The sequence below is a fragment of the Bacillus sp. GbtcB10 genome, assembly GCF_019091365.1.
Lineage (GTDB): Bacteria > Bacillota > Bacilli > Bacillales > Bacillaceae > Bacillus > Bacillus altitudinis.
This window is the reverse complement of record NZ_JAGXJP010000002.1, coordinates 313666-333545: the sequence shown is the minus strand read 5'-3', so window position 1 is coordinate 333545 and position 19880 is coordinate 313666. Positions and strand designations below refer to the sequence as shown.

The following is a 19880-nucleotide window of genomic DNA, read 5'->3' as shown; positions in this document are numbered from 1 at the left end:
GATGATTATGATTCTCATTTTCAAACTGACTTTTAATGAAGAAAAGGATGACACCGATTTTGCCGGATAAGCGAACATCTCAACAAAAACGATCATCACCTATTTTGTTCTTTTTATTGTTTTTTCTAGCTGTCATTGGTTTATTGGCGGCTATGTTTTTGGCTGTTTCCTACGGTGCAAAGTCATTGTCTTTGCAAACGGTCTGGACAGCTGTGTTTGACTATCAGTCTCATGTAACAGAGCAGCAGATCATTCATGAATTAAGGCTTCCTCGTGTGCTAGGAGCGGCGCTTGTTGGAGCGGCGTTTGCTGTGGCAGGTGCGCTCATGCAAGGCATTACAAGAAATCCGCTGGCAGATGCGGGGATATTAGGCATTAACGGCGGTGCGATGTTTGTAGTTGCTCTCTGTTTTGCTTTTTTTCCAGGAATGCCTTATTCGGCATTGATGTTATTTTCTTTTTTTGGTGCCGTTCTCAGTACACTGCTGATCTTTGCCATTGGGGCGGCTGGCGGCGTGCTGACCCCACTTCGGCTCACTGTAGCTGGAGCTGTTGTTGCCGCATTGCTGCATGCGCTAAGCTCAGGTATCGCCATTTACTTTGATCTCAGTCAGGATCTGGCTTTTTGGTATGCAGGGGGTGTGGCAGGTGTCAAATGGCCGCAGCTGATGATCCTTGCTCCAGTCATTCTCATTGTCATCGTTTGGGCGATGTTATTAGGACGATCCCTCTCGTTATTATCACTTGGTGAAGATGTAGCTGCGAATTTAGGGGTGAAAACCCGGCAAGTGCGAATACTAGGTATGGCAGCTGCGGTTCTGCTGGCAGGCGTTTCTGTATCGGCGGTTGGGTCTATTGGGTTTGTCGGGCTTGTCATTCCGCATATTGCACGAAAGCTGGTTGGGGTCAATTATCGTTTCGTCATTCCGATGTCAGCGATTTTAGGCGCAATGCTTCTCGTCTTCGCTGATCTTGCCAGCCGGACAGTAAATCCGCCAAGAGAGCTTGCCATTGGCGTCATGGTGGCACTTGTTGGTGTTCCTTTCTTCTTATATATTGCCAGAAAAGAAGGGAGGAACCTGTCATGAAAGAGAAACGGCGTGCTCTTGTCGTGACAGCCGTTTTGCTTTGTCTGAGTGCGGCTGTCGTGCTGTATAGTTTAAATACCGGCACGCTGAAACTCAGTCCTCTCGTTGTCGTCAAAACGTTATTTGGCTTTGGAGATTTCCAAAGTGAGACGGTGCTGTTTGATTATCGTCTGCCTCGAATCGTCGTGACGATACTAGCTGGAATAGGTCTAGGCATCGCAGGTGGCATTTTGCAGAGTTTATCCCGCAATCCACTGGCTGATCCTGGGATTATTGGTCTGAATGCAGGAGCCGCATTCGGCTTAATCATCTTTGTGACGTATTTTCACGTACTAGAAGGAAATCCATCTTTACTCATTCCGCTCTTTACATTTGGTGGAGGCCTACTTGCGGCGTCAGTCATCGTTCTTCTTGCGTACGACAGGCATGAAGGGCTTGTACCTATCCGGCTGATTCTTGTTGGAATTGCCGTAGCTGCGGGGTTTAGTGCATTGACGTTATATTTGTCATTGAAACTGGATGAAGATACATATACCTTCGCTTCAAGGTGGCTTGTGGGAAATGTATGGGGAAGAGACTGGATTCATGTACTTGCGCTCCTGCCTTGGATCGTATGTCTTGTCCCGCTTACGCTCATGCAGTCCAGCACACTCAATGCGTTAACATTAGGTGATGCCGTTGCCTCAAGTGTCGGAGTACGTGTAGAGCGCAAACGACTTTTTCTTCTCACCTTAGCTGTTGGTCTAGCGAGTGCAAGTGTATCGATGACAGGCGGAATTGGTTTTATTGGCCTTGTTGCACCTCATTTGGCGAGGCGTCTTGTCGGCTCACTGCACCAATATTTTTTACCAGTAAGTGCCCTGCTTGGGCTGTTGATTCTGGTCAGTGCCGATACAATCGGACGTTCCATATTTGCCCCAAATGCCATCCCAGCAGGTGTGGTTGTGGCTTTTATCGGAGCACCTTATTTTCTCTATTTATTAACAAAAACAAAATAAGAAAGAGGAACTCATCATGAAAAAAGTACTTGTGTTTGGTTTAACGCTCTGTTTCTTGATTCTTGCCGCTTGTGGTCAACAGGAAACAAAGAAGACAACAAATCAAGATGAAAACGGAACACCTAAGATTGCATCCTTGTCGATTCATTTAACAAATGATTTATTAGCACTCGGGATAAAACCTGCTGGCTCTGTTGTAGGGGGAGACTTAAAAGATTTCCTTCCACATGCGAAGAAGCAGCTCAGCCAGACGAAAAAGCTGGGCATCGCAGCAGATCCTGATATGGAGTCATTGCTTGCTTTAAAACCAGATGTCATTTACGTCGATGAAGAACTGGCTGGACAAGACTTATCAAAATACAAGAAAATCGCCAAAACCGAAGTGTTTAATTTAAATGATGGCACATGGCGTGATCATTTAAAAAAAATCGGCAAGCTCGTCAATAAAGAAAAAGAAGCCGATCAATATATTAAGGACTACAATCAAGAAGCAAAAGAAGTCAAATCACTTATCCAGAAAAAGATTGGAAATGGAAAAGTGATGGCAATTCGTGTAACAGCAAAAGAGCTTCGAGTATTTAGTATGAAACGTCCGATGGGGCCAATTTTATACGATGATTTAGGACTGACACCTGTAGATGGTGTGAAAAAGCTGGACAGCAAACGTCCATTTGAAGTCATTTCTCAAGAAGTGCTTCCTGACTTTGATGCAGATGCTATTTTTGTTGTCGTGAACCGTGATGATAAGGCGCAGCAGGCATTCAAACAGTTAGAGCAGACACCGATTTGGAAAGGCCTAAAAGCCGTAAAGAAAAACCAAGTGTATCCGATTGCCGATCAGCCATGGCTTGATTATTCAGCTCTAGGCAACAAAATGGCAATGGATGAAGCAAAAAAGATGTTCTCTAAATAAACAGCACATAAATCAAGGCATCATTCCGCATCTAGGAATGATGTCTCTTTTTTTGATTCATTCTTCTATTCATGCGCTTTTTGCATACATATGAGAGGGAACGAGCAGTATCGTCCGTATGAAAGGATAAGGGGAGGGGTTACAGTTGAAGGTTCAAAAAATTAGTGCAGGCACTATTGCGAGGCTTGTGCTGCTTTTATTGGCACTTGTGAACAGCGCTCTCACTGCTGCAGGAAAAAGCCCAATTCCAATTGATGAAGAAGGTGTGCAGCAATTCATTACGTTAGCTTTTCTTGGCATCACATCACTATGGGCCTATTGGAAGAACAATGATATTACGAAAAAAGCACGAACGAAAAAAGAAGAATAATAGAAAACAGAGCCTTTTCATGCAAAAAGGCTCTCAGCGTGTAGAGAAACCCTCGCATTCGGTGTCAGTCCTGCGCGGGTACTCACGAATGTCAAATTCGCTCCGCAAAAGTAGCTGTCCTTCCTAGACTGCTATCACGCTGAAAAGAAGACAAAGAGCTAAAATAAAGTTCATTTTAGCCCTTTGTCCATAAACTGAAAAGAGCCTTTTCATATAAAAAGGCTCTATTTCATCGAAGCGACAAGCGCCTCTCCCCGCAAATTGGTTTGATCTCAGTGGCTTACGCCCGGTGTTCTCCCATATTGGTAAGAAACGCTTTCACTTCCTCGATGGTTAAGCCAATGGCCTTTGCTTCACTCATGAGACGCTTCCATTCTGACATATTTGAGTCGGTCAGCTTTCTATGATGGACATGCAACGTCTTTCCTTCCTGCTCCTTTCTGTAGGTTTGGAGCAGCTGATACAGTTCTTCTTTAGGCATGCCGGATTGGACGGCATGAACGATATGATCCCGCCACTCCTGTTCACCGCCCTCAGCGTAATGAAACATCATCGTTTCTGCATCAAACAGCTCTTGTAAATCAATGTCTAGTGATGAGGATACCTTTTTTAAAAACTGGACAGATGGATTACGGTGGACACCACGCTCAATTTTACTCAAATACGATTTAGAGACATGGGCATCTTCAGCCAACTGCTGGATTGAGTATCCTTTCCTCTTTCGGTAAATTCGTATCACCTTGCCTATCATTCGATATATGATCTCCCTTCTCCCCGGCGAATCGTTCTGTGACCTTTTCGTTCATTATAAGAAATAAATTGTTCTTTATAAAATTCAAAAACGTAAGAAACAGGAAGTAAACAAAAGAAAACGAACGATTTCGTTCTTTAAAAAGAACTATAAGACCTATTATGACATTTTTCTTTGCGGGTATTATCTTTTATAATCCAATCATTAACAAAAAGAAACCATATATAACCTTTTTATGATGAAATCGGGAGGTATCTATGAATGAGAATATAGGTTTTAAGCAGCTGTTTTCTGTCATAAAAGAGAAAATGGCCCTTCTGATCCTGATTGTCCTGATCGTAACGGGCATTTCAGCCTACTATCAGTTCTATGTCTCGACTCCTGTATATCAGGCAACCACTCAAATTCTTGTTCATAAACGAAGCAGTGATGCACAAGCGAATTTAAACGATATTCAGATGAACCTTCAATATACACGTACCTTTCAAGTCCTATTAAAAAGTCCAATTGTCATTGAAAAAGTAAAAGAAACACTCAATCTTACAGAATCGGCAGAAGGATTAAAACACAAAATTGCCACAAGTACAGAAAATGAGTCAGAGGTCATAAATATTTCTGTACAAGATGAGGACCGAGCGAAGGCAGTAGCCATTGCGAATACAGCCACAGAGGTGTTGCAAGAAGAAATCAAAAAAACCATGAATATGGATCGCATTAATGTTTTGTCTGAAGCCAAGCTGTCCAACACGATACTAATGAACTCACGTAAATTCGTTCACATCGTTCTGGCACTAGGCGCCTCTGTATTAGGGGGAATGACACTCATTTTCTTAATGAATTTACTCGATGATACGGTAAAACGAACACATCAAATAAGAGAAGAGATCGGATTGCCGTCGCTCGGCAGTGTCTATCAGATGCATGCAGACAGGAGGGCAAAAAAAGACAAGCAGTCCGTCATAACGGGAGGACAGAACATTGATTTTTAAGAGGAAAAAACGAGAAAAAAGAGATTTATCCTGCATTTCTGTATTAAATCCTCACTCTGTCATTGCGGAACAATTCCGAACGATCCGAACGAACATCGAATTCACGTCGATTCAAACGAGGCTGAAGTCGATATTGGTCACATCCTCCTTGCCGAAGGAAGGAAAATCATTTACGGCTGCAAACTTGGCAGCTGTTTTTGCACAGCAGAAAAAACGGGTTTTGCTCATGGATGCTGATTTACGTAAACCAGCTATTCATGAATATTTTGATCTGAGTCCGCACACCGGATTGACCAATGTGCTATTAAATAATTGCACTTTGGAGGAAGCCATTTTGCCTACACCGATTGAGCATTTAGAGCTGCTTCCGAGTGGGACCATTCCGCCAAATCCCGCTGAGCTGCTTTCCTCCTCTGTGATGAAGCAGCTATTTTACGAGATTGAGCAGCAGTATGACATGGTGATTGTTGATTCCACACCGCTTCTGCCTGTAGCCGATGCCAAAATATTAGCGAACCGAACGGATGGAAGCATTCTTGTGGTTTTAAGCGGTAAAACGAAGATTGCCGCTGTGAAGAAATCAAAAGAAGTATTAGAGGGGACGACAGGGAAACTGCTTGGGGCGATGCTAAATGGCAAGAAAGTGAAAAAGGGAAGGCACTATATGTATTAAAGAGATTGATAGGTGATGTCTCCTAATCTTTAACAACGGAGGCACTCGATCCTGCTGTGGGCATGACATATGCCTTAGATGCTCGTCATCGGTAGTGGGATGTGAGGACGGGTTTGATGCCCATTTTACGTAAGAATAGTGATGCTTTAAAAAGGGGGAGGAGCGTTGACTTACGCCCAAAGATTATCAATCATCGTGGCACTAGATTCATATCTCATTTTAGTAGCCGTCTTTTTTGGCTTTCAATTTGTTCAAGAGGCAGCGTTAACCGTATATACATTTGAAATGCTCGTCATTTCTTCGCTCAGTCTACTGATCGGGCACCATTTGTTTTCGTATATTTTTCACGTGTACAAGCAAGTATGGGCCTATACAGGGGTTAGAGAGCTATTTTCTTTAATGAAGACCTTTGCGTGTTCATTTTTATTTTCCATGACGATGCTGTACATTTTTGTGCAGACATGGCCATTTCGCTTTTTATTTATTGTCTGGCTTTTCCATGTGTTATTCATCGGTGCATCTCGTATGGCATCCAGGCTGTTTCATGATGGTGCGAAGCGGTATCAAGTTGAAAAGGAGCGGGCACTAATCATTGGCGCTGGATCAGCCGGGACCATTATCGTTCGTCAGCTTCAGCAGTCGAGTGATGTACATATTGAGCCGGTCGCTTTCATTGATGATGACAAAACAAAGCATAAGCTTGAAATTATGGGGCTGCCTGTTCTTGGGGGAAAAGAACATATTCAAACGGCTGTTGTGATGATGGATATTCAAAAAATCATTATCGCCATTCCATCCAAAAGCAGTCACACATTAAAAGGACTGTATAAGGAATGTGTAGCGACTGGAATCAAAACACAGATTATGCCGGAAATGGAACAGATTTTAAAAGGAACCCATGCGCTGAATCAATTGCGGGATGTACAGCCAGAGGATTTGCTTGGAAGAGAGCCGATTCAATTAGATACAAGCCGTCTATCCGTTCACCTAAAAGGAAAAACGATTATGGTGACAGGAGCTGGCGGGTCTATCGGGTCAGAAATCTGTCGTCAAATTTGTGTATTTGCCCCTCGGGCGATTGTGCTTGTGGGACATGGAGAATTTAGCATTCATTCTATTTTACTAGAGCTGAAAGAATTGTATGGAGATAGCATTCGCCTATATCCACAAATTGCGGATATTCAAGATAAACAAAAAATGAGTGAAATCGTTGGTCATTTTCAGCCGGATATGATTTATCATGCCGCTGCTCATAAACATGTCCCGCTCATGGAAATTAGCCCGAAAGAAGCGGTGAAAAACAATATTATCGGGACAAAAAATGTGGCAGAAGCTGCACATGAGCACGGAGTTGAAACATTTGTCCTCATCTCATCTGACAAAGCGGTCAACCCTGCCAATGTGATGGGAGCCACAAAGCGGTTTGCTGAAATGGTGATTATGCAAATGGGGGCAAGCAGTGAAACGAAATTTGTCGCCGTCCGGTTTGGGAATGTACTCGGGAGCAGGGGGAGTGTCATTCCAATCTTTAAAAAACAAATTGAAAAAGGCGGGCCAGTGACCGTCACGCACCCAGCCATGACAAGATATTTTATGACGATACCAGAAGCATCAAGGCTTGTTATTCAAGCTGGTGCACTAGCAGAAGGAAGGCAGATTTTTGTTTTAGATATGGGGGAGCCAGTCAAAATTGTCGACCTCGCAGAAAACCTCATTCACCTCTCAGGCTACACCACAGACCAGATTCCCATCACATTTACGGGTATTCGTCCCGGAGAGAAAATGTACGAGGAGTTACTCAACCAGCATGAAAAAGCACAGGAGCAAATTTTCCCGAAAATCCATATCGGCCATGCCTTGGATGGTGATCCGTATGTGCTGAACCGCTTTATTCACGAATTTAACATGATGAGTGACGATCAATTAAGACAGGCCTTGTTTGCCGCCATTGAGTCGCATGATGTATTGCCTGAACCGATGCAACGAGAGGAGGAGCCACTTGCTAATGAAGAAAAAAGTCTTGTTTTGCGCAACGGTTGATTATCATTTTAAGGCGTTCCATCTCCCGTATTTCAGGTGGTTTCAGGAACAAGGATGGGAAGTGCATACAGCGGCAAATGGCCAGCTGGAGCTGCCGTATGTGGATCAAGCGCATTCCATTCCGATTCAGCGTTCCCCTTTTCATTTGCAAAATCGGCTTGCTTATGTGGAGCTGAAAAAGCTTTTAGAAAAAGAGCATTATCAGTTCATCCATTGTCACACACCGATGGGGAGTGTCATTGGCAGGCTAGCGGCGAAAACAACACGCAAAAAAGGGACGAAAGTTCTTTACACAGCGCATGGCTTTCACTTTTGGAAGGGGGCACCGCTTCAAAATTGGCTGCTTTATTATCCAGTTGAGAGATGGCTCGTTCAATATACAGATGCACTCATCACCATTAATGGAGAAGACTATGAAAGAGCCGATCGTCTGTCAAAAGAGAAGGCGGCTGTGCATTATGTTCCCGGTATGGGTGTCGATATGAAGCGATTTGCACCAGTTGATGACAAAGAAAAAGACCGCCTTCGTAAAGCATATGGTTTTACCACGCAAGATTTTATCGTGCTGTGTGCTGGTGAATTAAATGACAATAAAAATCAAGGAATGCTCATCAAAGCTTGCGCGCAGGTGTATCGGAATATACCACAAGTGAAAATTGTATTTGCTGGAGAAGGGACAAGTCGGTCGTCCTATGAAAAGCTGGTCTGTCAGCTGAATCTTGAGGAACATGTACAGTTTGCGGGATTTTGCAAACACATCGAAGATTGGATGCATATGAGCGATGTATGTGTATCAACCAGCTTGAGAGAAGGACTTGGGATGAATCTTCTTGAAGCGATGTCTGCTGAAAAGCCGGTGATTGCAACAGAAAATAGAGGGCATTGTGAGCTCGTCAAACATGGAGTGAACGGCTTTTTAGTCAAACCGCATGATGTGAATGGTTTAGCCGTTTATTTACAGCAGCTCTATCATAAAAAGGACCAGCTTCACCTAATGGGGAAAGCGGGACGTTCTATGGCTCACGCATTTGCACAGGAGCAGACGGTAAGTGCTATGGAGGAAATTTACACAACGTATATGGATCAAAAAGAGAAGGTGATGTGAGCATGCGTCAGCCGAAAGTATCGATTATCATGGGTGTTTACAATTGCCAAGAGACAGTAGAAGAAAGCATTGAATCGATTCTCCGTCAAACCTATGAAAACTGGGAGCTCATCATATGTGATGATGCATCAACAGATGGCACCTATGAAAAAGTGCTGCACTATACCATGCGTGAACCCGATAGAATTCGCCTCATCCGAAATGAACACAATCAAAGACTTGCCGCCAGTTTAAATCGTTGTCTCACTGAAACGAATGGAGAACTGATTGCAAGACAGGATGGCGACGATATATCGGTGTCTACACGATTAGAAAAACAGGTTCGTTTCCTTGATGCACATCCGGAATATGATGTAGTTGGTACGGCGATGACGGTGTTTGATGAGTCAGGGACGAAGGGCGTTCGAGCACTTGTCTCAGAGCCTGATCGAAGGGTGCTGGCAAGAGGAACGCCTTTTTGTCATGGGACGATTATGATGAGAGCGTCAGCCTACAAGGCTTTAAATGGCTATCGTTCTGTCAAAACAACCAGACGGATGGAAGATATCGATCTGTGGATTCGTTTTTTTGCTGCGGGGAGAAAAGGCTTTAATTTGCAAGAGCCCTTATACCTTGTAAGGGAGGATGAAGCGGCCTTTCAGCGCCGGAAATTCCGATACTCAATGGATAATGCCTGGCTTGTTTTAAAAGCATGCAAGCAATTGAAATTGTCGCCGTTTGATTATCTCTTTGCGCTTAAGCCGGTCATCCGTGCCTGTATGTCACCAAAGATCATGAGGTTTTATCATCAGCGGAAACTTGGAGGATCTATGGTGAAAAGGAGGACGATTCGGGATGAATGAGCCAAAGCGTGTACTTCATGTTGTGGGCGGAATGAACAGAGGCGGAGCAGAAACGATGATCATGAACATCTATCGTGCAATCGACCGAAATGTTCTTCAATTTGATTTCGTTACCCACCGGGAGAATGTCTGTGATTACGATGAGGAAATTCGTCAGCTTGGCGGGCGGATTTTTTATGTCCCAAGTATTGGAGCGTCCTCTCCATGGACGTTTGTCAAAACGTTGACGAAGACGATTAAGCAAACGGGACCTTATCAGGCGGTGCATGCACATACAGATTTTCAAACGGGCTTTTCTGCCCTTGCTGCGAAACTGGCAGGTGTGAAGATACGCATTTGCCATTCACATAATACGGCTTGGAAACAGTCTCCTAGCCGGGTGGATCATTTGATGCTCAAAGGATTTCGTCAGCTGATCTTTGCCTTTTCTACGAAGCTTGTTGCATGCGGTGAAGATGCCGGTGTCTTTTTATTTGGACAAAAAAGAATGCACGATGGACGAGTGGACATTTTGCCAAATGGGATTGATTTGAACCTTTTTTTTCAGTTGGAGCCAGAAGCGAAGGTGAAGATGAAAAAAGACCTCCATCTTCACGAGAGAAAACTGATCATTGGACATATTGGCCGATTTCATGAGCAGAAAAACCATGTTTTTTTCATCGAATTAGCGCAGACACTGAAAAAACAAGGGGTCTCCTTTCAGCTAGTTCTCATAGGAGATGGGCCGCTCCGGGCAGTGGTTGAATCGTATGCAGAGAAAGCAGGATTAATGGAAGACATTGTGTTTACGGGCGTTGTCTCAGAGGTTCCGCAGTATATGAAAGCATTTGATGTGTTTGTGATGCCGTCTTTGTTTGAAGGTCTTCCGCTCGTATTAGTGGAAGCGCAGGCATCTGGACTCCCATGTGTGATTTCAGATCATATCACAAAGGAAGTCGATTTAGGCTGTGGGCTTGTGAAAAGGAAATCCTTGCAAGATTCAGCACATGAGTGGATGAAAGCCATACTAGAAGCCTACCATGCAGACCCTCCTCTTCAGGAGACGATTATTTCTCAGCTTGGCCTTAGAGGATTTGATGTGAAACAGAACATCACCCGTGTGATGAATTTGTATGGATTGTAAGGAAGGATTGGCAGATGGCGGTTTATTTGGTGAACATGATCATGGTCTATTTATGGTCGAGCTTTGCTGCATTTTATGGCAGACGTGATGATACCATACAAAGCGGCTGGCGGCCGAACAAGCTTCTGGTGTTTTTTCCGTTTTTATTTCTTTGTATTGTGGCGGGCATACGTTACAAAGTAGGAACTGATTTCGTCACCTATGGACAAATGTATGAGTTCTCCGTCAACTATGACAAGCCTTGGCATATTTTCGGATTCGGTGTAGACAAGGCCGCCACTGATCCGGGCTTTACATTGATCTTGTGGATGCTCAATCAACTGTCACATGAGCCGCAAATCATGTATATCACAGTTGGGATCATCACCTATTTTTTTATTATCAAAACACTTGTGCGATATGGACGGCCATTTGAGCTTAGTATGCTGCTATTTCTCGGCACATTTCATTATTACGCTTCGTTTAATGGCATGCGGCAGTATATGGTGGCGGCGATTCTTTTTTATGCCATCCGATTTGTCATCAAAGGTCAGTGGAAATGGTATTTTCCGCTCGTGCTTGTATGCGCGCTGTTTCATTCCTCGGCACTCATTATGATTCCAGTCTATTTCATCGTCAGAACAAAGGCATGGTCTTGGATGATGCTTGTGTTATGTATGATTTTTCTAGGCTTAACCGCTCTGTATGACCGCTTTGTCTCCGTGTTTGTGGTGATGCTGCAAGGGAGTTCTTATGGTCATTACGAGGAGTGGCTGACAACGAATACGAATGGAATGAATGTGACGAAAATTGGTGTCTTGATTTTGCCGTTATTGCTTGCGTTCTTTTGTCGAAAACGACTTCGTGAGCTGACACCAGAGAGTGATTATATTGTGAATTTTTGCTTGCTTGGATTTTTGTTTGGCATCCTTGCAACGAAGGATGTCATTTATGCAAGATTTCATATTTACTTTGGTCTGTATCAGCTCATTTTACTGCCTTATTTCACACGGATTTTTGATCAGCGAACCAATTTCTTTATGTATATCGGAATTGCGGTTTGCTATATTTTGTACAGCATCATGCTGATGCCGTTTGATTCTTCTGTTTTACCGTACCGAACGATTTTTACAAAGTAGATTTGAAGAAAGGTGGGGCTTGCTGTCATGCCAGCTATCAGTCTATTGGTCGCAGTCTATAACACTAGTCAATATGTGGAGCAGTGTCTTCAATCGATTGCAGACCAAAGCTTTTCAGATATAGAGGTCATCCTCATTAACGATGGATCTACCGATCACAGTGGAGACATCCTTGAAGCGTTTGCTGCGCGTGATGAGCGATTTCGGGTGATTCACCAAACCAATCAAGGGCTGGGAGCGGTGAGGAACAGGGGCATAGAAGAAGCAACAGGAACGTATCTTGCCTTTGTTGATTCAGACGATGTTCTCGCTCCTCAATACTGTGAGGCTTTATATCAAGAAGCCGGAAATACCGGTGCCGATCTTGTTATCAGTGAATATTGGATTCAGTTTGAACAGTCAAAACGGATCATACCGACGACGCTGTTAGCTCAGCAGGAAGCCGATAAAACAAGTTTAATAGAATCGTTATTACATGGTGAGATCACGGGATTCTCATGGAATAAGCTGTATCGGCGGGCGTTTATCGAAAAGCATCATATCCGTTTTCCGTTGAGAGGTGAGCTTGAGAATATTGAAGATCAATATGTCACGCTGCGCTGTTTTTCTTTATCACGTGTCATTGCCTTTGTTCATGAGCCGCTTTATTATTACCGGGTTCATTTGTCATCCATTGTCCAGCGATATCAAAAGCAGTATTTTCAGCATGGACTGGCGTTTTATGACACGCAGCGTTTGTTTTTAAAAGAGCATGATGAGCTGACACCATATGAGAAGGCTTTTTGTTTTTTTATCGTGAATCATACGCTGCATTGTATGCTCAATGAATGGAAGAGCCAAAATTCCCTGTCCTTTCAAAAAAAGCTTGGTCATATGCGTGAAATGGTGACACATGAAGCTTTTCAGAAGGCTGTGAAACAAGTGGAACCATCGAAGCTGACTGTGCGAAAGCGAATGATCTTATTCCTTGCTAGGCTGCAGTGGGTGTATCCGCTCTCTGCCGCAGCTTCAAGCTATCAAAAATGGATTGAATATCAAACGAGAAAATCGGGGTGATGAGTGTGACATTCCAGCAATTAAAAGCACATGCCGCAGAGTGGCTGCTCTTAAAGGTCAAGTATCCACTTCAATATAGGTTGAGCCGCCAAAGACTGCCAGAGCTGCGTCATCAGAAGAAGATCATTCTCACGCTGCTACCGGCACATGACAACTTAGGTGATCATGCGATTGCCTATGCGAGCTGCTGTTTTTTACAAAAGCATTTTCCAGACTATCAAATCATAGAAGTAGACATGCAGGAGATGTATCGTCTAGCACGTCCGCTGAAGCACGCGCGGCACCCAGAGGACATTGTCTGTATCATCGGCGGGGGCAACATGGGCGATTTATACCGATATGAAGAATGGACAAGACAATTTATCATGAACGCCTTTAAGTCCTATCCCGTCATTCAGCTGCCCGCTACTGCTCATTTTACAGAAACAAAGAGAGGGAAAAGAGAAGAACGCCGCGCCATTCAAGCATATCAGCAACACCCGAGGCTTCTTTTGATGGCAAGAGATCAAACCACCTATCAATGGATGAAGCAGCATTTTCCTAATAAAGAGGTGTGGAAACAGCCTGATATGGTCCTGACATTAGACGAAACATCAAAGAGTCAAACCCGTAAAGGAGTGCTGCTTTGTCTGCGTGAGGATAAGGAGGCGTATCTCACGAAAGAGAAACGAGAACAGCTGCAGGAGCATATCAAAGAAACGTATGATCAAGTTGGTTTTATCACAACGACCATTGGTAAGCGAGTGAATCGAACGACTCGTTTAGAGGAATTATCCACGTTATGGACGCAGTTGAGACAGGCACAAGTCGTCGTGACAGATCGACTGCATGGCATGATCTTTTGTGCGATCACACATACACCGTGTGTTGTCATCAGGTCATTTGATCATAAAGTCATGGAAGGATATGAATGGGTAGCGCACTTGCCATTTATGACCCTTTTGAAGGAACCAACGGAGGAAGCGGTGAAAAAGGCCATTCATCAGCATATGAAAACAAGCGGACAAAAGGGAGAGGAAGCTGGATGAAGGCCCTTAAACACTGCGTGAAATCACCATGAACCGTGCGTTTCTTTACAATGTCAGTGCAAATGTGATGACGTTTATCTTGATGATGCTGATGTCTGTTTGTTTAACGCCTTACATTGTTCATACACTTGGAGTGGAAGCGTTTGGTCTGATTCATCTGACGCAAAATATGATCAATTATTTATCGGTCATTACGGCTTCATTAAGTGCTGTGGTGGTGCGTTTTTTTTCTGTTGCGGCTCATAAAGGAGAGATGGAACAAGCGCAGCGCTATCTCGCTTCCTATTTTGTCAGTTCTCTCTTTTTATCCATCTGTCTTTTTTTATTTTGTCTATTCATGTCTCAGCAGCTGGTTGACTGGCTCCATGTGCCTGCTCATCTTGCAAAAGATACACAGATCGCCTTTGTGTTAGGGGGTCTTTTATTTATGCTCAATTTCGTCATGTCTGGTATTGGGGCGGCACCGTTTTATGCGAACAAATTATATGTATCGAGTGTTGGACAGGCCATTCAGATGTTTGGCAGGGCGCTTGTGATTGTGCTGTTATTTACCGTGACAACACCAGCCATTTGGCATATTCCACTTGCAGCCATTGTGGGGAGTCTCGCCGCTTTGGGAATGGGTCTCTATTATTTTAAGAAACTCATTCCTTGGTTTTCGTTTAAGTGGCGGTACGTTTCTTTATCTTCAAGTCTCACGCTGGTTCGATCAGGGGTGTGGCATTCATTTGAGCAAATGGGCATTTTGTTGTTTTTACAAATCGATTTATTGATGACCAACTTACTGATTGGAGCAGAAGCGACTGGACAGTATGCCGCCATTTTACAATTTCCATTATTATTGCGCACCCTTGCAGGGACACTTGCGATTGTGTTTGCGCCAACGATCACAAAATTATATTCAAACCAAGACGAGCAGGGGCTCATTCAATACGCCGCCAATGCCATGAAATGGAGTGGTTTATTTGTGGCATTCCCCGCAGCTCTGTTAGGAGGTCTTGCCGGTCCGCTCATGCTGTTATGGCTTGGACCAGCCTTTGAGGAACTGAAATGGCTGCTGATGATTCATGCGGCTTATTTGTGTTTCACGTTGATGTTTTTACCGCTGACCTATGTACCGACTGCCTTTAACCGATTTAAAGTGCCGGCGGTTGTGACACTCATATTAGGCGGTTCCAATGTCCTGTTCGCCTATGGACTGACTCACCTACTTCAGCTCGGGTTATATGGCATTGCATCAGCAGGGGCCGTTGTTTTATTGATGAAAAATATCGTTTTTCTCCCATTGTATACAGCCAAGATCACGAAACAGAAAAGCACCATCTTTTACAAACATACAGTCGTTCCGCTGTTTGGGACTCTGTTCATATGGGGGATCTGTGCCGGCATTCAGGCTGTGTATGATGTGACGAGATGGTGGGAGCTATTTTGTATTGGCGGAATATGTTTCGTTCTCTACTTAGGCTATTTGTATCAATTTGCAGGAACAAAACAAGAGCGGATACAGCTCATGCGTAAGGTGAAACAAGCTGCTATTGAACGGGCTGTCTCCCGCTAGTGTGGAAAGGAGAAGCAATGATGAAAAGAATAATAGATGTGGTCGTGGCTTTGACCCTGCTCATCGCAGGCAGCCCCCTTTTCCTTCTCATCTATGGACTCATTAGGTGGAAAATCGGAGCTCCTGTGGTGTTTCGACAAGAGCGGCCTGGTCTATACGGACAGCCGTTTATGCTTTATAAATTTCGGACGATGACCGAGGAACGCGATGAACATGGCGTACTGCTTCCAGACCATCTTCGATTAACAAAAACCGGCACCTTTATTCGCAAGCTCAGTCTTGATGAATTGCCGCAGCTTGTCAATGTACTCAAAGGGGAAATCAGTCTCGTTGGACCAAGACCGCTTTTAATGGAGTATTTACAAATGTACACAGAGGAGCAAGCGAAGCGTCATCTTGTGAAGCCTGGTATCACTGGATGGGCCCAGGTGAATGGGAGAAATACTCTCTCTTGGGAGGAGAAATTCACCTATGACCTCTGGTATGTAGAGCACCAATCGTTTTGGCTCGATATAAAAATCTTATGGATGACCTTACTGAAAGTCATCAAAACAGAAGGGGTGCAGCAGCCAAATCATGCAACAGCTGAAAAATTCAAAGGAACCGATACGTAAAGAGCAGCCCATTGGCTTAATAGGGGCTGGCGGACACAGCAAGGTCATTCAGGAGTTGATTTTTTTGCATCCTGATTACTCATTGTGTGCGGTATTAGACGATCGATTTGAGGAAGCTGACACTCAAACCGGTATTCTGTATGGTCCGGTTTCTATGAGTCAAAAGGTAAGATGTGAAATACCTGATATGCAATGGCTGATTGCCATTGGGCAAAATGAAATCAGACAGAGGATCAAAGAACGTCTCGCATTTGAAGAGAGGGCATTTGCCACACTGATTCATCCAGAGGCAGTTGTGAGCTCGTCAACGAAGATTGGCCGGGGAACGGTTGTGATGGCAAGGGCTGTTGTGCAAGCAGATGCAGTGATTGGTGAGCATGCCATTATCAACACCGGTTCTATCGTGGAGCATGATTGCTTTCTCGAATCCTTTACGCACCTATCCCCGGGAGCCGTGCTCACCGGTTGTGTCTCTGTGCGAGAGGGTGCTCATATTGGAGCTGGGGCTGCTGTCATACCTGGCAGAACCATTGGAAGCTGGGCAGTGATCGGCGCAGGAGCGGCAGTGACCCGAGATATACATGATCAGAAAGTCGCCGTAGGCGTTCCTGCAATTGAGATCAAAGATCGAAGAGAAGGTGGGAAATCATGAGAGACAGGAAACGAATCTACTTATCTCCTCCTCATATGAGTGGAAAAGAACAGATGAAAATAGAGGAGGCATTTAAAAGCAATTGGATTGCACCATTAGGACCGCTTGTAAATGAATTTGAGCAAGTGGTCGCGGATTATGCAGGCGTGAAGTGTGGAGCGGCATTATCTTCAGGAACAGCAGCCATTCACCTTGCCTTAAAACTCCTTGGCGTTCAAAAGGGAGATATGGTCTTTTGTTCCACTCTCACATTTGTTGCCAGTGCAAATCCTATTTTATATGAACAAGCGACGCCTGTTTTTATTGATTCAGAAAAAGAGACATGGAATATGTGTCCACTGGCGTTAGAGAAAGCCTTTGCTGAAACAAAACGACTTGGGAAAAGACCCCGTGCGGTTATTGTCGTTCATTTATACGGACAAAGTGCGAAAATGGATGAAATCATAGCGGTGTGTGAGGCATATGATGTGCCAATCATTGAAGATGCGGCTGAATCGTTAGGCAGTATATATAAAGGAAGAAAAAGTGGTTCAATGGGCAGGTTCGGTGTGTACTCTTTTAACGGAAATAAAATCATTACAACATCAGGAGGCGGAATGCTTGTCAGTGATGATGAAGCAGCCATCGACCGCTGCCGATTTCTCGCGTCACAGGCAAGAGAACATGCCCTACACTATGAACATCAAGAGGAGGGATATAACTATCGGATGAGTAACCTGCTCGCAGGTGTAGGAATTGCACAAATGGAAGTGTTAGAGGAGCGTGTTCAGCAAAAACGCCGCATTTTCGAGCGTTATCAAGATGCTTTAGCCGATATTGAAGGCCTTCAATTTATGCCAGAATATCAAGAAACCACATCAAACCGCTGGCTGACCACATTCACCATTGATCATCATGCACAGATGTCTCCAGTAGAGATGATAGATGCTTTAGAACAAAAGCAGATCGAAGCAAGGCGTGTATGGAAGCCACTGCACCAGCAGCCGCTCTTTCATGGTTATCCTTTTTATACAACAGCCGATGAAGTCCCTGCATCTGAGTTGTTATTTGAGACAGGTCTTTGCCTGCCATCTGGTACAAGCATGACAGACGCGGAACAGGAGCTGGTCATTGATACACTGTACAACGCCCTGCAAAAGAAAGCATTACCCTCCTCATAGGCTGCTCGTTCATCAGCAGCCTGCCTCTCTTTTTAACAAATCCTTTAATTTGTGGAATAATAAGGAATATATATTGTTATTTCGTTTCAAATATGATATTGACAACAGAGTCCTTCCTCCTTAAAATGAAAATGATTATCAGCATCAATTAGGAGGAGCAACCAACTTATGTCGATTTGGAGTAATTTTCCGAAAATTAAAATAAATACAATATTACCTATCCTACTGATCTTCTTACTAGTAGGCTGTTCTCAAGCAAATAATGGAGCAGGTGGAGACAAGGATCATCCTGATATGATCACCATGGCATGGCCAAGAGATATTGGCGAAATGAATCCACACATATACAATCCATCACAATTGTTTGCCCAATCCATGATTTACGAACCATTGGTGAGCTATCAGAAAAATGGAAAGCTTAAACCTGAATTAGCAAAATCATGGGATGTTTCCAAGGATGGCAAGGTGTATACGTTCCATCTTAGAGACAATGTCACGTTCTCAGATGGATCTAAATTTAATGCGAACATTGTGAAAAAGAATTTTGATACGATTTTAAAAAACAAAGAAGTACATAGCTGGTTAGGTGTCATAAAGAAAATCAAAAAGACAGAAGCAGTGGACAAGCAAACGTTTAAACTCACATTAATTGAGCCTTATTATCCAACTGTTCAAGAGTTAGCTGTTGTGCGCCCCGTTCGTTTCCTAGGAGAAGCAGGTTTTCCGAAAAACGGAGATACATCAAAAGGAATCGAAAAACCAGTGGGAACAGGTCCTTGGGTATTAAAGACGTACAAAAAAGATGATTACGCGATTTTTGAACGAAATGACCACTACTGGGGAGAGAAACCAAAGGTCAAAGAAATCAAAGTGAAGGTCATTCCAGATGCCGAAACAAGAGTGATGGCATTTGAAAAAGGCGATGTAGATCTACTTTACGGAGAAGGAACGATTAGCCTTGATGCTTTTAAACAACTAGAGGCGAGCGGCAAGTATGAAACGAAGATGTCAGAGCCTGTAGCCACAAGACAGCTTGTCATGAACACAAAAGTCGATCAGCTGTCAGATGAGAAAGTGCGTCACGCCCTTCAGTATGCGATCAATAAAACATCATTGGTGGAAGGTGTGACCTCTGGCTTAGAGGATGTAGCAGATCACATCTTGCCGACAAACATGCCATATACGTCAGGCATCCGGGTGAAATCTTTCCAATATGATGTGGACAAAGCGAAGGCTTTACTGGATGAAGCAGGCTGGACGCTTCCAAAAGGAAAAACCATACGCGAAAAAGACGGAAAAACGCTTGAGTTTAGTATGATGTATGACTCAGCAGAATCGATTCAAAAAACAATGGCTGAAACACTGCAGGCAGAATGGGTAGCCATTGGCGTTGGTGTCAAACTTGAAGGTGTCGAGCTGGCGACGCAGGTTCAGCGGTTTAAAGCGAACAAATTTGATATGAACTTCTTTAGCAATTACGGAGCGCCGTATGATCCGCATACATTTATGAACGTTGTCTCATCAGATGGTTTTGGATTCAAAGAGGCGATCTCAGCGTATCCGAATAAAGATAAGCTGATCAAAGAAATGACAGAGATTCCATCAACAACAAATGAAAACAAACGCAAAGCACTTTATTCGTCCGTCTTATCTTCCTTGCAAGATCAAGGGGCGATTGTGCCAATCTCTTATTTTAAAAAGACAGCTGTTTATCAAAAAGATGTGAAGGACTTTGATTTCCCTGCGAATCGCGATGAACACCCTTTCACAGGCATCAAGCTGAAGTAACAGAAGGAAGGTAA

19 protein-coding genes are annotated in these 19880 nt (G+C 43.8%); 18 read left to right on the top strand and 1 reads right to left on the bottom strand.

Features of this window, described 5'->3' with window-relative positions; translation table 11 throughout:
• Nucleotides 1-35: 35 nt before the first annotated feature.
• The 4 genes from KVT11_RS07135 to KVT11_RS07120 all read left to right on the top strand — a co-directional run bounded on the left by KVT11_RS07135 (nucleotide 36) and on the right by KVT11_RS07120 (nucleotide 3369).
• Nucleotides 36-1088 (top strand): FecCD family ABC transporter permease, encoded by a 1053-nt coding sequence (locus KVT11_RS07135; protein ID WP_038475387.1) that lies wholly within the window; start codon nucleotides 36-38, stop codon nucleotides 1086-1088.
• Nucleotides 1085-2086 (top strand): FecCD family ABC transporter permease, encoded by a 1002-nt coding sequence (locus KVT11_RS07130; RefSeq protein ID WP_048002926.1) that lies wholly within the window; start codon nucleotides 1085-1087, stop codon nucleotides 2084-2086. The genes KVT11_RS07135 and KVT11_RS07130 overlap by 4 nt, the downstream gene beginning before the upstream one ends.
• A 16-nt stretch (nucleotides 2087-2102) precedes the next feature.
• Nucleotides 2103-2999, top strand: coding sequence for an iron-hydroxamate ABC transporter substrate-binding protein (locus KVT11_RS07125; RefSeq protein WP_007500130.1), 897 nt, complete (start codon nucleotides 2103-2105; stop codon nucleotides 2997-2999).
• Nucleotides 3000-3144: 145 nt separating this feature from the next.
• On the top strand, nucleotides 3145-3369 hold the full coding sequence (locus tag KVT11_RS07120) for a phage holin (protein ID WP_008347764.1): 225 nt from the start codon (nucleotides 3145-3147) through the stop codon (nucleotides 3367-3369).
• Nucleotides 3370-3649: 280 nt separating this feature from the next.
• Here the strand turns inward: KVT11_RS07120 and slrR are convergent, their stop codons facing one another.
• Nucleotides 3650-4120 (bottom strand): HTH-type transcriptional regulator SlrR, encoded by a 471-nt coding sequence (gene slrR, locus KVT11_RS07115; RefSeq protein WP_007500131.1) that lies wholly within the window; start codon nucleotides 4118-4120, stop codon nucleotides 3650-3652.
• A gap of 257 nt (nucleotides 4121-4377) precedes the next feature.
• On the opposite strand from slrR, the gene KVT11_RS07110 reads away from it, so the two are divergent.
• From KVT11_RS07110 to nikA, 14 genes are all read left to right on the top strand, one after another.
• Nucleotides 4378-5109, top strand: a complete 732-nt coding sequence (locus KVT11_RS07110; RefSeq protein ID WP_007500132.1) for a YveK family protein — start codon at nucleotides 4378-4380, stop codon at nucleotides 5107-5109.
• Nucleotides 5099-5782, top strand: coding sequence for a CpsD/CapB family tyrosine-protein kinase (locus tag KVT11_RS07105; protein WP_007500133.1), 684 nt, complete (start codon nucleotides 5099-5101; stop codon nucleotides 5780-5782). Before KVT11_RS07110 ends, KVT11_RS07105 begins: the two co-directional genes overlap by 11 nt.
• A gap of 165 nt (nucleotides 5783-5947) precedes the next feature.
• On the top strand, nucleotides 5948-7822 hold the full coding sequence (locus KVT11_RS07100; protein WP_052321046.1) for a polysaccharide biosynthesis protein: 1875 nt from the start codon (nucleotides 5948-5950) through the stop codon (nucleotides 7820-7822).
• Entirely contained in the window at nucleotides 7788-8927 is a 1140-nt protein-coding gene (locus KVT11_RS07095) for a glycosyltransferase family 4 protein (protein WP_050826624.1), read from the top strand. Before KVT11_RS07100 ends, KVT11_RS07095 begins: the two co-directional genes overlap by 35 nt.
• 2 nt (nucleotides 8928-8929) lie before the next feature.
• On the top strand, nucleotides 8930-9769 hold the full coding sequence (gene epsE / locus KVT11_RS07090; protein ID WP_017368088.1) for a glycosyltransferase EpsE: 840 nt from the start codon (nucleotides 8930-8932) through the stop codon (nucleotides 9767-9769).
• The gene (locus KVT11_RS07085; protein ID WP_052321044.1) at nucleotides 9762-10892 is read left to right on the top strand and encodes a glycosyltransferase family 1 protein; all 1131 of its coding nucleotides are present in this window, start codon (nucleotides 9762-9764) and stop codon (nucleotides 10890-10892) included. The genes epsE and KVT11_RS07085 overlap by 8 nt, the downstream gene beginning before the upstream one ends.
• 14 nt (nucleotides 10893-10906) lie before the next feature.
• A complete protein-coding gene (locus KVT11_RS07080) occupies nucleotides 10907-12010 on the top strand; it encodes an EpsG family protein (RefSeq protein ID WP_035701465.1) in 1104 nt (367 codons plus the stop codon).
• A 27-nt stretch (nucleotides 12011-12037) separates the two neighbouring features.
• The gene (locus KVT11_RS07075; RefSeq protein WP_052321043.1) at nucleotides 12038-13066 is read left to right on the top strand and encodes a glycosyltransferase family 2 protein; all 1029 of its coding nucleotides are present in this window, start codon (nucleotides 12038-12040) and stop codon (nucleotides 13064-13066) included.
• Complete coding sequence (locus KVT11_RS07070; RefSeq protein WP_017359196.1) at nucleotides 13066-14094, top strand: polysaccharide pyruvyl transferase family protein; 1029 nt, start codon at nucleotides 13066-13068, stop codon at nucleotides 14092-14094. The genes KVT11_RS07075 and KVT11_RS07070 overlap by 1 nt, the downstream gene beginning before the upstream one ends.
• 28 nt (nucleotides 14095-14122) lie before the next feature.
• A complete protein-coding gene (locus KVT11_RS07065; RefSeq protein WP_052321042.1) occupies nucleotides 14123-15652 on the top strand; it encodes an MATE family efflux transporter in 1530 nt (509 codons plus the stop codon).
• A 20-nt stretch (nucleotides 15653-15672) separates the two neighbouring features.
• Entirely contained in the window at nucleotides 15673-16266 is a 594-nt protein-coding gene (locus KVT11_RS07060; RefSeq protein ID WP_052321041.1) for a sugar transferase, read from the top strand.
• Nucleotides 16229-16918 (top strand): acetyltransferase, encoded by a 690-nt coding sequence (locus KVT11_RS07055; RefSeq protein WP_052321040.1) that lies wholly within the window; start codon nucleotides 16229-16231, stop codon nucleotides 16916-16918. Before KVT11_RS07060 ends, KVT11_RS07055 begins: the two co-directional genes overlap by 38 nt.
• Entirely contained in the window at nucleotides 16915-18078 is a 1164-nt protein-coding gene (locus KVT11_RS07050) for a DegT/DnrJ/EryC1/StrS family aminotransferase (RefSeq protein ID WP_116306243.1), read from the top strand. The genes KVT11_RS07055 and KVT11_RS07050 overlap by 4 nt, the downstream gene beginning before the upstream one ends.
• A 168-nt stretch (nucleotides 18079-18246) precedes the next feature.
• Nucleotides 18247-19866 carry a nickel ABC transporter substrate-binding protein gene (nikA, locus tag KVT11_RS07045; RefSeq protein ID WP_052321038.1) on the top strand — a complete coding sequence of 540 codons (1620 nt, stop codon included), beginning with the start codon at nucleotides 18247-18249 and terminating at the stop codon, nucleotides 19864-19866.
• The last annotated feature ends 14 nt before the right edge of the window (nucleotides 19867-19880 follow it).

What these genes read in the sequence shown, in the direction of transcription:
- KVT11_RS07135 (WP_038475387.1), top strand. Translation starts at nt 36, where the DNA reads ATGAAGAAAAGGATGACACCGATTTTGCCGGATAAGCGAACATCTCAA.
- KVT11_RS07130 (WP_048002926.1), top strand. Translation starts at nt 1,085, where the DNA reads ATGAAAGAGAAACGGCGTGCTCTTGTCGTGACAGCCGTTTTGCTTTGT.
- KVT11_RS07125 (WP_007500130.1), top strand. Translation starts at nt 2,103, where the DNA reads ATGAAAAAAGTACTTGTGTTTGGTTTAACGCTCTGTTTCTTGATTCTT.
- slrR (WP_007500131.1), bottom strand. Translation starts at nt 4,120, where the DNA reads ATGATAGGCAAGGTGATACGAATTTACCGAAAGAGGAAAGGATACTCA.
- KVT11_RS07110 (WP_007500132.1), top strand. Translation starts at nt 4,378, where the DNA reads ATGAATGAGAATATAGGTTTTAAGCAGCTGTTTTCTGTCATAAAAGAG.
- KVT11_RS07095 (WP_050826624.1), top strand. Translation starts at nt 7,788, where the DNA reads ATGAAGAAAAAAGTCTTGTTTTGCGCAACGGTTGATTATCATTTTAAG.
- epsE (WP_017368088.1), top strand. Translation starts at nt 8,930, where the DNA reads ATGCGTCAGCCGAAAGTATCGATTATCATGGGTGTTTACAATTGCCAA.
- KVT11_RS07085 (WP_052321044.1), top strand. Translation starts at nt 9,762, where the DNA reads ATGAATGAGCCAAAGCGTGTACTTCATGTTGTGGGCGGAATGAACAGA.
- KVT11_RS07080 (WP_035701465.1), top strand. Translation starts at nt 10,907, where the DNA reads ATGGCGGTTTATTTGGTGAACATGATCATGGTCTATTTATGGTCGAGC.
- KVT11_RS07075 (WP_052321043.1), top strand. Translation starts at nt 12,038, where the DNA reads ATGCCAGCTATCAGTCTATTGGTCGCAGTCTATAACACTAGTCAATAT.
- KVT11_RS07070 (WP_017359196.1), top strand. Translation starts at nt 13,066, where the DNA reads ATGAGTGTGACATTCCAGCAATTAAAAGCACATGCCGCAGAGTGGCTG.
- KVT11_RS07065 (WP_052321042.1), top strand. Translation starts at nt 14,123, where the DNA reads ATGAACCGTGCGTTTCTTTACAATGTCAGTGCAAATGTGATGACGTTT.
- KVT11_RS07060 (WP_052321041.1), top strand. Translation starts at nt 15,673, where the DNA reads ATGAAAAGAATAATAGATGTGGTCGTGGCTTTGACCCTGCTCATCGCA.
- KVT11_RS07055 (WP_052321040.1), top strand. Translation starts at nt 16,229, where the DNA reads ATGCAACAGCTGAAAAATTCAAAGGAACCGATACGTAAAGAGCAGCCC.
- KVT11_RS07050 (WP_116306243.1), top strand. Translation starts at nt 16,915, where the DNA reads ATGAGAGACAGGAAACGAATCTACTTATCTCCTCCTCATATGAGTGGA.
- nikA (WP_052321038.1), top strand. Translation starts at nt 18,247, where the DNA reads ATGTCGATTTGGAGTAATTTTCCGAAAATTAAAATAAATACAATATTA.